The sequence below is a fragment of the Alcanivorax limicola genome, from assembly GCF_019931215.1.
In the GTDB taxonomy this organism is placed as follows: Bacteria; Pseudomonadota; Gammaproteobacteria; order Pseudomonadales; family Alcanivoracaceae; genus Isoalcanivorax; species Isoalcanivorax limicola.
Window position 1 is genome coordinate 1 of the sequence record NZ_JAIOUB010000005.1, and the last position, 13520, is coordinate 13520.

Below are 13520 nucleotides of genomic sequence, written 5' to 3' on the forward strand. Positions count from 1 at the left end.
TCGTGGCAAAGGCAAAGTTTGAACGTAATAAACCGCATCTTAACGTTGGCACCATTGGTCACGTTGACCATGGCAAGACGACCCTGACTGCAGCGCTGACAAAAGTATGTCACGAAGCATACGGCACCGGCGAAGCGCGCGCATTCGACCAGATCGATAACGCCCCGGAAGAGCGTGCCCGCGGTATCACCATTGCTACCTCTCACGTGGAATATGATTCCCCGACCCGTCACTACGCACACGTAGACTGCCCGGGCCACGCGGATTATGTGAAGAACATGATCACCGGTGCGGCGCAGATGGACGGCGCGATTCTGGTGGTATCGGCTGCTGATGGCCCGATGCCGCAGACCCGCGAGCACATCCTGCTGTCCCGTCAGGTTGGCGTTCCCTACATTGTCGTGTTCCTGAACAAGGCCGACATGGTAGACGACGAAGAGCTGCTGGAACTGGTTGAGATGGAAGTGCGTGAGCTGCTGAGCGCCTACGACTTCCCGGGCGACGACACCCCGATCATCAAGGGTTCTGCTCTGAAGGCGCTGGAAGGCGACCAGTCCGAGATTGGCGCACCGGCGGTACAGAAGCTGGTAGAGACCCTGGACGAGTACATTCCTGAGCCGGAGCGTGCTATCGACGGTGCCTTCCTGATGCCGATCGAAGACGTATTCTCCATCTCTGGTCGCGGCACCGTGGTAACGGGTCGTGTAGAGCGTGGCATCGTGAAAGTGGGTGAGGAAGTGGAAATCGTCGGTATCAAGGATACCGTGAAGACCGTCTGCACCGGCGTTGAGATGTTCCGCAAGCTGCTGGACGAAGGTCGTGCAGGTGAGAACGTGGGCGTGTTGCTGCGTGGCACCAAGCGTGACGACGTTGAGCGTGGCCAGGTACTGTCCAAGCCGGGCACGATCAAGCCGCACACCGGCTTTGAAGCTGAAGTGTACGTGCTGAGCAAGGAAGAAGGCGGCCGTCATACCCCGTTCTTCAACGGCTACCGCCCGCAGTTCTACTTCCGTACGACGGACGTGACCGGTGCGTGTGATCTGCCAGAAGGCGTTGAGATGGTGATGCCGGGCGACAACGTGAAGATGACGGTCAAGCTGATTGCGCCGATCGCCATGGAAGAAGGCCTGCGCTTCGCGATTCGCGAAGGTGGCCGTACCGTGGGCGCCGGCGTCGTCGCCAAGATCATCGAGTAAGCAGATTCAGCTGCCGGCAAAGGGGCCGAGGTGTCGTTGCAATGCACCTCGGCCTGCTGCGTTTGGCAGAAACAGGTTACAGGCCAGTAGTTCAATTGGTAGAGCACCGGTCTCCAAAACCGGGGGTTGGGGGTTCGAGTCCCTCCTGGCCTGCCAAGTTTTCCCGACGCCATGGATAGATGGCAGGGTGTATCGGTCATGAGTGAAAAGACAGAAACGCAGTCGGGCTCTTCGCCAGCGCAGGTCATCAAGTGGGCTGTGGTGGCGGTATTGCTTGGTGTGGGTATATGGGGCAACACCTACTACGGCGAAGATGTGTCGCCGTTGTATCGTGCCCTTGGCGTGGTGGTGCTCGCGTTGCTGGCGGCGTTTGTCGCACTGCAGACAGAGCAGGGCCGTGCTTTCAACCAGCTGCGCAAAGATGCAATGGTGGAAATGCGCAAGGTCGTATGGCCGACACGTCAGGAGACCGTACAGACCACCCTTATCGTGCTGGCCTTCGTGGTGCTGGTGGCGATCATGCTTTTCTTTTTTGACTGGATACTCAACGGGCTTATTTCCCGGGTCATCGGCTAAGAGGTAGACATGGCGAAGCGTTGGTATGTGGTTCATGCCTATTCCGGCTTTGAAAAGCATGTGAAGCGGGCACTTGAAGAACGCATCAAGCTGCGCGGCATGGAAGATGATTTTGGTGACATCCTGGTGCCCACCGAAGAAGTGGTGGAGATCAAGGGTGGCCAGAAGCGCAAGTCCGAGCGGAAATTCTTCCCGGGCTATGTGCTGGTACAGATGGAAATGAACGACGGCACCTGGCACCTGATCAAGGAAACGCCAAAGGTGCTGGGCTTCATTGGCGGTACCCCGGACAAACCCTCGCCGATCACGGATCGGGAGGCAGATGCCATCCTGCGTCGTATGGATGACAGCACCGACAAGCCGAAGCCGAAGACATTGTTCGAGCCGGGTGAAGTGGTTCGTGTCACCGATGGCCCGTTTGCCGATTTCAACGGTGTTGTCGAAGAAGTGAATTATGAGAAGAGCCGTCTGCACGTTGCAGTACTGATCTTCGGTCGCTCTACCCCGGTAGAGCTGGAATTTGGTCAGGTCGAAAAGAGCTGATCATGGCAGGTGTCGTACGCCCGCGTGTCGGGTTGCGACTTAAGACAAACCTCAGGGGAGCCATAGCCGGACACACCGGTGAGGCGTTTGCACCCAAGGGAGTTGAACATGGCTAAGAAAATCCAGGCCTACATCAAGCTGCAGGTTGCAGCGGGTGCGGCCAATCCAAGCCCGCCGGTCGGCCCAGCACTGGGTCAGCACGGCGTGAACATCATGGAGTTCTGTAAGGCGTTCAACGCCCAGACCCAGGAAATCGAAAAAGGCGCTCCGGTGCCGGTCGTGATCACGGTATACAGTGATCGCAGCTTTACCTTTGTGATGAAGACGCCGCCGGCCTCTTTCCTGCTGAAAAAAGCAGCAGGTATCAAGAGTGGCTCTGGCGTGCCGAACAAGAACAAGGTGGGCAAGGTAACCCGTGCCCAGCTTGAAGATATCGCCAAGGCGAAAGAACCCGACCTGACTGCTGCTGATATGGATGCGGCAGTCCGGACTATTGCTGGCAGTGCCCGATCCATGGGTCTGGACGTGGAGGAATAAGCGATGACCAAGCTGTCCAAACGCGCCCGAGTGATCCGTGAAAAGATTGAGCCGGGCAAGCAGTACGCAATTGAAGAAGCAGTGACCCTGCTGGGTGAGCTGTCCAAGGTCAAGTTCAAGGAATCCATCGATGTTGCGGTGAACCTTGGCGTTGATCCGCGCAAATCCGACCAGAACGTGCGTGGCGCTTCGGTGCTGCCGCACGGCACCGGCAAGACCGTGCGTGTTGCGGTTTTCGCCCAGGGCGCCAACGCTGATGCCGCGCGTGAAGCGGGTGCTGATGTGGTGGGTTTTGACGATCTGGCCGAGCAGGTACAGGCTGGCGAGCTGAACTTTGATGTGGTCATCGCGACCCCGGACGCCATGCGCGTCGTGGGCAAGCTCGGCACCATCCTGGGTCCGCGTGGTCTGATGCCAAACCCGAAAGTGGGCACTGTAACGGCGGACGTGACCACAGCGGTCAAGAATGCCAAAGGTGGCCAGGTGCGTTACCGCACGGACAAGGGCGGCATCATTCACTGCATCGTTGGCCAGGTCGGTTTCGACGCCAACGCAGTGAAAGAGAACGTCGAGGCGCTGCTGGCTGATCTGAAAAAGATCAAGCCGTCTTCTGCCAAGGGTGTGTATGTGAAGAAAGTCACTCTGTCGACCACTATGGGTCCGGGGCTGGCAATCGATCAGGCCACTCTGATTCTGTAAGCAGTTTTTACTTCTTTGATCTCGGCGGCGCTTCCCAGGAAGCAAAGCCGGGGCGTCAAAGACCGCAGGTCGCGCTGGAAACAGCGGGGTAAAGGTGCAAGTCGCCTGCGCAGGCGCGGTAGTTCAAACCTGGAAACTCAGGGGCAGGCTTCCGCGATACCGACCGGGTAACCGGTCATGGCAACCCTGTCGACGCTGTTTCAGATGTCGGTGTTGATGGGTGAGTTTGTGAATCCAGGAGGTTGTATGCCTTTGAATCTGGAGGACAAACGCGCGATTGTTGCTTCGGTTAACGCTGTTGCCGCCGATGCACTTTCAGCAGTGATTGCCGACTATCGTGGTCTGACGGTTTCGGAAATGACCGAACTTCGTCAGAAAGCGCGTGAAACCGGTGTCTACGTACGTGTTGTGCGTAACACACTGGCGAAACGAGCCGTTGAAGGTACTGAGTATGAGTGCCTGAACGATGCGCTGGTTGGCCCTACGATCCTGGCGTTCTCCCAGGAAGATCCCGGTGCTGCGGCCCGGCTCTTCAAGGACTTCGCCAAAGATCACAAGCTGCTTGAAGTGAAGGCGCTGGCAGTGGGTGGTGTGGCTTATGGTGCGGCGGATCTCGACATCCTCGCCAAGCTGCCGACTCGCGACCAGGCTCTCTCTACGCTGCTGTCCGTTATGCAGGCACCGATTGCCAAGTTTGTTCGTACGGCTAATGAAGTCCCGAGCAAGTTTGTGCGCGTTGTGGCTGCAGTGAAGGATCAGAAACAGGAAGCTGCCTGAATATTTCAGGTTGCTGAACTATCGAAACCCGGTTTCACCCTCACCGAAAGGTGAATGAGGAGATTGAAAATGGCTTTGTCCAAAGAAGATATTCTGAATGCAGTTGCTGAAATGAGCGTTATGGATCTGGTCGAACTGATCAGCGCCATGGAAGAGAAATTCGGCGTGAGCGCTGCTGCAGCTGTTGCTGTTGCTGCTCCTGCTGCTGGCGGCGACGCTGGTGCAGCTGCTGAAGAGAAGACTGAGTTTGACGTTGTTCTGACTGGCTTCGGCGACAAGAAAGTCGGCGTGATCAAGGCAGTGCGCGAAACTACCGGCCTGGGCCTGAAAGAAGCCAAAGACCTGGTAGAAGGCGCTCCGGCTGCAGTCAAGGAAGGCGTGAACAAAGACGAAGCTGAAGCGATCAAGAAGAAGATCGAAGAAGCTGGTGGTACTGCAGAACTGAAGTAAGCGCTTATGCGCCAGTCTTTCCGGCACATTGGAGAGACGCCGGCTGGCAGCCGTCTGGGCTGCCAGCCTTTTGTCGTTTCTGAACGATATATGAATGCGTAACACCTGATCACGTATTGCGTGGTCACGTATTAAAGAGACATCGCCGGCGGGTGATGGGTCAAACAGCCGAGGAACGCAGATGGCATACTCATTTACTGAGAAAAAGCGGATCCGCAAGAATTTCGGCAAGCTTCCGCAGGTTATGGAGGTTCCGTACCTCCTGGCGATCCAGCTTGATTCGTACCGGACCTTTTTGCAGCACGATAAAGGTACCGAGGTTCGCGAAGCAACTGGTCTGGAAGCTGCCTTCAAGTCCGTATTCCCGATCTCCAGTTATTCGGGTAATGCGGCGCTCGAGTATGCCGGGTATGAACTCGGTAAGCCGGTGTTTGATGTCAAAGAGTGTATGCTCCGCGGCGCGACCTATGCGGCCCCCTTGCGGGTGCGCATCCGTCTGGTGATTTACGATAAAGAATCATCCGGCGCGATCAAGGACATCCGCGAGCAACAGGTCTACATGGGCGAAATTCCGCTCATGACCGAGAACGGTACCTTTGTCATCAATGGTACCGAGCGGGTCATCGTGTCCCAGCTGCACCGTTCCCCGGGCGTGTTCTTTGATCACGACAAGGGCAAGACGCACAGCTCCGGCAAGCTGCTCTATTCCGCACGCGTGATTCCTTACCGTGGCTCCTGGCTCGATTTCGAATTCGACCCGAAAGACATGGTGTTTGTCCGTATCGACCGTCGCCGCAAGCTGCCGGCCACGGTACTGCTGCGCGCGCTGGGCTATAACTCGGATGAGATTCTCGAGATGTTTTTCGAGACCAACGAGATTGCCCACGAGAACGGCATTTACCGCATGCGCCTGATCGCAGAGCGCCTGCGTGGTGAGACGGCAACGTTCGACATCCTGGCCGACGGCAAGGTTGTTGTGGAAGCCGGTCGCCGGATTACAGCCCGCCATATCCGCGAGCTGGAAAAAGCCAATATCGAATTCCTGGATATCCCCGGTGAGTATCTGTTCGGCAAGGTGCTGGCACGTTCAGCCATTGACGAAAAGACCGGCGAAGTACTGGTTGAGTGCAACACGGAAATTACCGCCGACGTGCTGGCCAAGCTGGAAGCCGCTGGCGTCAAGGCGTTCGAGACGTTGTACACCAACGATCTGGATCATGGCGCCTTCATTTCCGACACGCTGCGCACTGACGCGACCCGCAGTCAGCTCGAAGCGCTGGTGGAAATCTATCGCATGATGCGTCCCGGCGAGCCGCCGACCAAGGATGCTGCAGAGAACCTGTTCAAGAACCTGTTCTTCACCGAAGAGCGTTATGACCTGTCCGGCGTTGGCCGGATGAAGTTCAACCGTCGTCTGGGCCGCGAAGAAATTGAAGGCCCCGGCATCATGTATGACGGTCGTTACTTCAGCTTGCGCAATGACGAAGAAGGCAAGCGTTACTACGAACAGCTTGGCGATGGCGTTTCCGACATCGTGGATGTGATTCGTACGCTGGTCGATATCCGTAATGGTAACGGCATCGTCGATGACATCGACAACCTCGGTAACCGTCGTGTGCGGTCCGTCGGCGAGATGGCAGAGAACCAGTTCCGTGTTGGCCTGGTTCGGGTAGAGCGCGCCGTCAAGGAGCGTTTGAGCCTGGCAGAATCCGAAGGCCTGATGCCGCAGGATCTGATCAATGCCAAGCCGGTGGCGGCTGCCGTGAAAGAGTTCTTTGGCTCTTCGCAGCTGTCCCAGTTCATGGACCAGAACAACCCGCTATCTGAAGTGACCCACAAGCGCCGTGTATCGGCACTGGGCCCGGGCGGTCTGACCCGTGAGCGTGCCGGCTTTGAAGTCCGTGACGTGCATCCGACCCATTACGGCCGTGTCTGCCCGATTGAGACACCTGAAGGTCCGAACATCGGTCTGATCAACTCACTGGCGGCCTACGCGCGCACCAACCCTTACGGTTTCCTCGAGAGCCCGTACCGGAAAGTGGTGAACGGTCAGGTTACCGACGAGATCGAGTACCTGTCGGCGATTGAAGAAGCCGAATGCGTGATTGCGCAGGCGGATTCCAAGACCCAAAACGAACGCTTCATCGAGGAATTCGTCGCGGTACGTCACCGTAACGAATTTACCGTGATGCAGCCGGACCAGATTACCCACATGGATGTATCACCGCGTCAGGTGGTATCGGTTGCTGCGGCACTGATTCCGTTCCTGGAGCACGATGATGCAAACCGTGCGTTGATGGGTTCCAACATGCAGCGTCAGGCTGTGCCGACCCTGCGTGCCGACAAGCCGCTGGTAGGTACCGGTATCGAACGCCACGTAGCGCGGGACTCCGGCGTTTGTGTGGTGGCGCGTCGTGGTGGTGTGATCGACAAGGTCGATGCCAGCCGTATCATCGTCAAGGTATTTGATGACGAGATCGCCGAAGGCGAAGCCGGCGTTGATATCTACAACCTGACCAAGTACACCCGGTCAAACCAGAACACCTGTATCAACCAGCGTCCGCTGGTGAAGGTTGGTGACAAGGTAGCTCGCCAGGACATCATGGCGGACGGCCCGTCCATCGACATGGGTGAGCTGGCGCTGGGCCAGAACATGCGCGTCGCGTTCATGCCCTGGAACGGTTACAACTTCGAAGATTCCATCCTGATCTCCGAGCGGGTGGTGCGTGAAGATCGCTTTACCACGATCCACATTCAGGAACTGACCTGTGTGGCGCGTGACACCAAGCTGGGGCCGGAAGAGATCACCTCTGACATTCCCAACGTGGGTGAAGCGGCACTCTCCAAGCTGGATGAGTCCGGCATCGTGTACATCGGTGCGGAAGTGGGCGCTGGCGACATTCTGGTAGGCAAGGTCACGCCGAAAGGCGAGACCCAGCTGACGCCAGAAGAGAAGCTGCTGCGTGCCATCTTCGGTGAGAAGGCGTCGGATGTGAAAGACACATCCCTGCGTGTTTCCTCCGGCATCAAGGGCACGGTCATCGACGTTCAGGTCTTCACCCGTGATGGTGTCGACAAGGACGAGCGCGCCAAACAGATCGAACAGCAACAGCTGGATCAGTTCCGCAAGGATCTGAAAGACGAGTACCGGATTCTCGAGCAGGATTTGCTTGAGCGTCTGCGTCGCGAACTGAAAGGCAAGAAAGTCAACGGCGGTGCTGGCCAGAAGCGTGGCGCAGAGCTGACCGACGAGCTGCTGGACAGCCTCAAGCCGGAACAGTGGTTCGAGCTGCGCCCGGCGGACGACGATGTTGCCGAGCAGCTGGAGCGTGCCCAGCAATACCTTGAAGCGCACAAGAAAGAGCAGGAAGAGCGCTACAAGGACAAGCAGGGCAAGATCTCCGGTGGCGACGACCTCGCCCACGGCGTCCTCAAGATCGTCAAGGTCTACCTGGCGATCAAGCGTCGCATCCAGCCCGGCGACAAGATGGCCGGCCGTCACGGTAACAAGGGTGTGATCTCCGTCATCATGCCGGAAGAAGACATGCCGTACGACGAGCATGGCGTGCCGGTGGATGTGGTGCTGAACCCGCTGGGTGTACCGTCGCGGATGAACATTGGTCAGATTCTGGAAACGCACCTTGGCTGGGCGGCAAAAGGCCTGGGCGAGAAGATCGGACGCATGCTCGACGAGCAGAAGAAGATCAGTGAAGTGCGTGAGTTTCTGGAGCGTCTGTACAACCAGACCGGCGATGTTCATAACCCGGAAGAAATTGCCAGCTTCTCCGATGCGGAAATTATCGAACTGGCGCAGAACCTGCGCGCCGGCGTGCCGATGGCGACACCGGTATTCGATGGCGCCAAGGAGCCTGAGCTCAAGGCGCTGCTGGAACTGGCTGATCTTCACCCGTCAGGGCAGTCCGTCCTGTGGGATGGCCGGACCGGTGACAAGTTCGATCGCGCGGTAACGGTAGGCTACATGTACATGCTCAAGCTCAACCACCTGGTGGATGACAAGATGCATGCCCGTTCCACCGGCTCTTACAGCCTGGTTACCCAGCAGCCGCTGGGTGGTAAGGCGCAGTTCGGTGGTCAGCGCTTCGGTGAGATGGAAGTGTGGGCGCTTGAAGCATACGGCGCGGCCTACACGCTGCAGGAAATGCTCACGGTGAAATCTGACGACGTAAATGGCCGTACGCGCATTTACAAGAACATCGTCGATGGCGATCACCGTATGGATCCGGGTATGCCGGAATCCTTCAACGTATTGCTGAAGGAAATTCGTTCCCTCGGTATTAACATCGAGCTGGAAAATGAGTGATCCGGCTTTCCTGAACAACGGAAAGCCTGGGTCATCCAGCACCCGGATTAACGCATAGCGAGCAAATGCTCCTATTGGAGGACTGGCCTTGAAAGACTTGCTGAATCTCCTTAAAAGTCAGGGACAAGTCACGGAGTTTGACAAGCTCAAAATTGGACTGGCGCCGCCGGATCTTATCCGGTCCTGGTCCTTTGGCGAGGTGAAAAAGCCCGAGACGATCAACTACCGCACCTTTAAGCCGGAGCGGGATGGTCTGTTCTGTGCGCGCATTTTTGGTCCGATCAAGGACTACGAATGCCTGTGTGGTAAATACAAGCGCCTCAAGCATCGCGGTGTGATCTGCGAGAAATGTGGCGTTGAAGTGACGCTGTCCAAAGTGCGCCGCGAGCGCATGGGCCATATCGAACTGGCCAGCCCGGTAGCGCACATCTGGTTCCTCAAGTCACTGCCCAGCCGTATCGGTCTGATGCTGGACATGACCCTTCGCGACATCGAGCGCGTGCTGTATTTCGAATCCTTTGTCGTGGTTGAGCCCGGCATGACGGATCTGGAAAAAGGCCAGCTGCTGTCCGACGAAGAGTACTTCGAGAAGCTGGAAGAGTTTGGTGATGAATTCGACGCCCGCATGGGTGCTGAAGCCGTTCAGCAGTTGCTCGCAGATCTGGATCTGGAGCAGGACATTGCCGAGCTGCGTCAGGATATCGAAACCACCGGTTCCGATACCAAGCTGAAGAAGCTGTCCAAGCGACTGAAGCTGATGGAAGCCTTCCAGGCCTCCGGCAACCGTCCCGAGTGGATGGTCATGACCGTGCTGCCCGTGCTGCCGCCGGATCTGCGTCCGCTGGTGCCGCTGGACGGTGGTCGTTTCGCGACCTCGGATCTGAACGATCTGTATCGCCGCGTCATCAACCGGAACAACCGCCTCAAGCGCCTGCTGGATCTGTCTGCGCCGGATATCATCGTGCGGAACGAAAAGCGCATGCTGCAGGAGTCCGTGGATGCGCTGCTGGACAACGGTCGTCGTGGCCGCGCCATCACCGGCTCCAACAAGCGCCCGCTGAAGTCCCTGGCCGACATGATCAAGGGCAAGCAGGGTCGTTTCCGTCAGAACCTGCTCGGCAAGCGCGTCGACTATTCCGGCCGTTCCGTGATCGTGGTAGGTCCGACGCTCAAACTGCATGAAACCGGTCTGCCGAAGAAAATGGCGCTTGAGCTGTTCAAACCGTTCATCTTCGCGAAGCTGGAAGCGCGCGGTTTGGCGACGACCATCAAGGCTGCCAAGAAGATGGTGGAGCGCGAAACCGCAGAAGTGTGGGATATCCTCGCTGAAGTGATTCGCGAACACCCGGTGATGCTGAACCGGGCGCCCACGCTGCACCGTCTCGGTATCCAGGCGTTCGAACCGGTACTGATTGAAGGCAAGGCGATCCAGCTGCATCCGCTGGTCTGTGCGGCCTTCAACGCCGACTTTGACGGTGACCAGATGGCGGTACACGTACCGCTGACCCTGGAAGCCCAGCTCGAAGCCCGTGCACTGATGATGTCCACCAACAACATTCTGTCTCCGGCCAGTGGTGAACCCATCATCGTGCCGACCCAGGACGTTGTACTGGGCCTGTACTACATCAGCCGTGACCGCGTGAACGCACAGGGCGAAGGCATGACATTCGTGGATACCCGCGAAGTCAGCCGTGCACTGGGCAACAAGGCGGTGCACCTGCATGCGCGCATCAAGGTGCGTGTGTCCGAGAAAGTACGTGACCGTCATGGTGTCGTGACCGAGCGGACGTACATTGCGGACACCACGCCGGGCCGCTGCAAGCTGTGGGACATCGTGCCGGAAGGCATGGCGTTCGAATCAGTGAACCAGCCGATGACCAAGAAAGCGATTTCGCGCCTGTTGAACCAGTGCTATCGCATCCTGGGCACCAAGCACACCTGTATCTTTGCTGACCAGTTGATGTATCTCGGTTTCCGCGAGGCCACCTATTCCGGTTCCTCCGTGGGCATCGAAGACATGGTCATCCCGGACGAGAAGGTCACCATCCTGGCGTCTGCCGAAGAAGAGGTGCACGAGATCGAGGAGCAGTTCGCTTCCGGTCTGGTAACCCGCGGCGAGCGTTACAACAAGGTGGTCGATATCTGGTCCCGCACCAACGACCAGATCGCGAAAGCGATGATGGACAACCTGAAGTTCGAGACCGTGGTCAACCGCGATGGCGAAGACGAGCAGCAAAGCTCCTTCAACTCCATCTGGATGATGGCTGACTCCGGCGCCCGGGGCTCCCCGGCGCAGATTCGTCAGTTGGCCGGTATGCGTGGTCTGATGGCGAAGCCGGATGGCTCGATCATCGAGACGCCCATTACCTCCAACTTCCGTGAAGGTTTGAACGTACTCCAGTACTTCATCTCTACTCACGGTGCGCGGAAAGGTCTGGCGGATACGGCACTGAAAACGGCTAACTCCGGTTACCTGACCCGTCGTCTGGTTGACGTGGCACAGGATCTGGTGGTGACCGAGGAAGATTGCGGCACCGAGAACGGCGTTCTGATGACCCCGCTGATTGAAGGCGGTGACGTGGTCGAGCCACTGCGTGAGCGGGTGCTGGGTCGCGTTGTGGCACGGGATGTGGTCAAGGCCGGTGCAGACAATGTGCTGGTGCCTGCCGGCACGCTGCTGGACGAAAACTGGGTCGAGATCCTCGAAGCCAATGCGATTGATGAAGTGCTGGTGCGCTCACCGATTGCCTGTGACACGCGCTTCGGTGTCTGTGCCAAATGTTACGGCCGTGATCTGGCTCGCGGGCATCAGATCAACATCGGTGAAGCGGTCGGCGTTATTGCTGCCCAGTCCATCGGTGAGCCGGGTACCCAGCTGACCATGCGGACCTTCCACATCGGTGGTGCGGCGAGCCGGGCGTCTGCGGTGTCCAGCATCCAGATCAAGCATGGCGGTACCATTCGTCTGCATAACATCAAGACAGTGGCGCACAAGGACGGCCTGGTGGCGGTATCCCGTTCTGGCGAGTTGGCCGTGGCTGATGAGCTGGGTCGTGAGCGTGAGCGCTACAAGGTGCCCTACGGTGCGCTGATTACCGCGAAAGAAGGTGATGTCGTTGAAGGTGGTCAGGTCGCTGCGACCTGGGATCCGCATACACACCCGATCATCGCGGAAGTGAAAGGTAAGGTGCAGTTCGGTGATATGGAAGAAGGTATCACCGTGAACTACCAGACCGACGAGCTGACCGGCCTGACCACCATCGAGATGATCGACAGCAAGGATCGTCCGGCGGCGGGTAAGGACATGCGCCCGGTAATCCGTCTTCTGGATGCCAAGGGCAAGCCCGTGAACATGGCCAATACCGATACGCCGGCGCAGTACTTCCTGCCTTCCGGCTCCCTGACCAGCCTGCGGGATGGTGTGGATGTGGGTATGGGTGACGTTATTGCGCGGATTCCCCAAGAATCGTCCAAGACACGGGATATCACCGGTGGTCTGCCGCGGGTTGCTGACCTGTTCGAGGCGCGCCAGCCGAAAGAGGCGGCGATTCTGGCAGAGAAGAGCGGTGCAGTGTCCTTCGGCAAGGAAACCAAGGGCAAGGTGCGGCTGGTGATCACCCCGGATGACGGCGGTGATACCCACGAAGAGCTGATTCCGAAGTGGCGCCAGCTGAACGTCTTCGAAGGGGAGCATGTGGAGAAGGGCGAGGTGATCTCTGATGGCCCGCTGAATCCCCATGACATCCTGCGCCTGCTGGGTGAAACCGAACTGGCTCGTTACATCGTCAATGAAGTCCAGGAGGTTTACCGCCTCCAGGGTGTGAAGATCAACGACAAGCATATCGAAGTGATCATTCGCCAGATGTTGCGCAAGGTGGAAATCACCGAGCCGGGCGAATCGACCTTCATCAAGGGCGAGCAGGCAGAGCTGTCCCGTGTGCTGATCGAGATCGACCGCCTCAAGGGTAACGACAAGATGCTGCCCCGCTACGATCGACTGTTGCTGGGTATCACCAAGGCGTCCCTGGCCACCGAATCGTTCATCTCTGCGGCCTCCTTCCAGGAGACCACCCGGGTGTTGACCGAAGCGGCGGTGACCGGCAAGGAAGACGATTTGCGCGGTCTGAAGGAAAACGTGGTAGTGGGTCGTCTGATCCCGGCCGGTACCGGCTATGCCTACCACATGGAGCGTCGTCGTCTGCGCGAACTGGGGCGTGCCCCGGATGCGCCGACCATGGATGAAGTGGAACAGGCCCTTTCCGAGGCGCTCAGCTCCTCGGATGAGGGTTAAAAAAGCCCGGTTTCGACCGGAAACAGGAAGACCCGACCCCCGCTGCTTGACTTGCGGCGGGGTCGTTCCTAGAATTCGCCCCCTTTCCGGTGTCGGATTCCCCTGGGGCAGTCCGGTCATCGTCACAGAA

9 protein-coding genes and 1 tRNA gene are annotated in these 13520 nt (G+C 58.0%); all 10 read left to right on the forward strand.

Annotation, left to right across the window (positions count from 1 at the left end; all coding sequences use genetic code 11):
* Positions 1-2 precede the first annotated feature (2 nt).
* Entirely contained in the window at positions 3-1196 is a 1194-nt protein-coding gene (gene tuf / locus K8B33_RS15115; protein ID WP_223428029.1) for an elongation factor Tu, read from the forward strand.
* A gap of 80 nt (positions 1197-1276) precedes the next feature.
* Positions 1277-1352, forward strand: a tRNA-Trp gene (locus tag K8B33_RS15120).
* A gap of 42 nt (positions 1353-1394) precedes the next feature.
* A complete protein-coding gene (gene secE, locus K8B33_RS15125) occupies positions 1395-1772 on the forward strand; it encodes a preprotein translocase subunit SecE (protein WP_223428030.1) in 378 nt (125 codons plus the stop codon).
* A gap of 9 nt (positions 1773-1781) precedes the next feature.
* Positions 1782-2315, forward strand: coding sequence for a transcription termination/antitermination protein NusG (nusG, locus tag K8B33_RS15130; protein ID WP_223428035.1), 534 nt, complete (start codon positions 1782-1784; stop codon positions 2313-2315).
* A 108-nt stretch (positions 2316-2423) separates the two neighbouring features.
* Positions 2424-2852, forward strand: coding sequence for a 50S ribosomal protein L11 (gene rplK / locus K8B33_RS15135; protein ID WP_223428036.1), 429 nt, complete (start codon positions 2424-2426; stop codon positions 2850-2852).
* A 3-nt stretch (positions 2853-2855) separates the two neighbouring features.
* Positions 2856-3551 carry a 50S ribosomal protein L1 gene (gene rplA, locus K8B33_RS15140; protein ID WP_223428037.1) on the forward strand — a complete coding sequence of 232 codons (696 nt, stop codon included), beginning with the start codon at positions 2856-2858 and terminating at the stop codon, positions 3549-3551.
* A gap of 246 nt (positions 3552-3797) precedes the next feature.
* The gene (gene rplJ, locus K8B33_RS15145) at positions 3798-4328 is read left to right on the forward strand and encodes a 50S ribosomal protein L10 (RefSeq protein WP_223428294.1); all 531 of its coding nucleotides are present in this window, start codon (positions 3798-3800) and stop codon (positions 4326-4328) included.
* A gap of 69 nt (positions 4329-4397) precedes the next feature.
* Complete coding sequence (rplL, locus tag K8B33_RS15150) at positions 4398-4778, forward strand: 50S ribosomal protein L7/L12 (protein WP_223428039.1); 381 nt, start codon at positions 4398-4400, stop codon at positions 4776-4778.
* Between the two features lie 181 nt (positions 4779-4959).
* On the forward strand, positions 4960-9099 hold the full coding sequence (gene rpoB / locus K8B33_RS15155) for a DNA-directed RNA polymerase subunit beta (RefSeq protein ID WP_223428041.1): 4140 nt from the start codon (positions 4960-4962) through the stop codon (positions 9097-9099).
* 88 nt (positions 9100-9187) lie between these two features.
* Entirely contained in the window at positions 9188-13390 is a 4203-nt protein-coding gene (gene rpoC / locus K8B33_RS15160; protein ID WP_223428043.1) for a DNA-directed RNA polymerase subunit beta', read from the forward strand.
* Positions 13391-13520: the final 130 nt, after the last annotated feature.

Excerpts from the sequence above, each read along its gene's own strand:
- secE (WP_223428030.1), top strand. The coding sequence starts at position 1,395 with ATGAGTGAAAAGACAGAAACGCAGTCGGGCTCTTCGCCAGCGCAGGTC.
- nusG (WP_223428035.1), top strand. The coding sequence starts at position 1,782 with ATGGCGAAGCGTTGGTATGTGGTTCATGCCTATTCCGGCTTTGAAAAG.
- rplK (WP_223428036.1), top strand. The coding sequence starts at position 2,424 with ATGGCTAAGAAAATCCAGGCCTACATCAAGCTGCAGGTTGCAGCGGGT.
- rplA (WP_223428037.1), top strand. The coding sequence starts at position 2,856 with ATGACCAAGCTGTCCAAACGCGCCCGAGTGATCCGTGAAAAGATTGAG.
- rplJ (WP_223428294.1), top strand. The coding sequence starts at position 3,798 with ATGCCTTTGAATCTGGAGGACAAACGCGCGATTGTTGCTTCGGTTAAC.
- rplL (WP_223428039.1), top strand. The coding sequence starts at position 4,398 with ATGGCTTTGTCCAAAGAAGATATTCTGAATGCAGTTGCTGAAATGAGC.
- rpoB (WP_223428041.1), top strand. The coding sequence starts at position 4,960 with ATGGCATACTCATTTACTGAGAAAAAGCGGATCCGCAAGAATTTCGGC.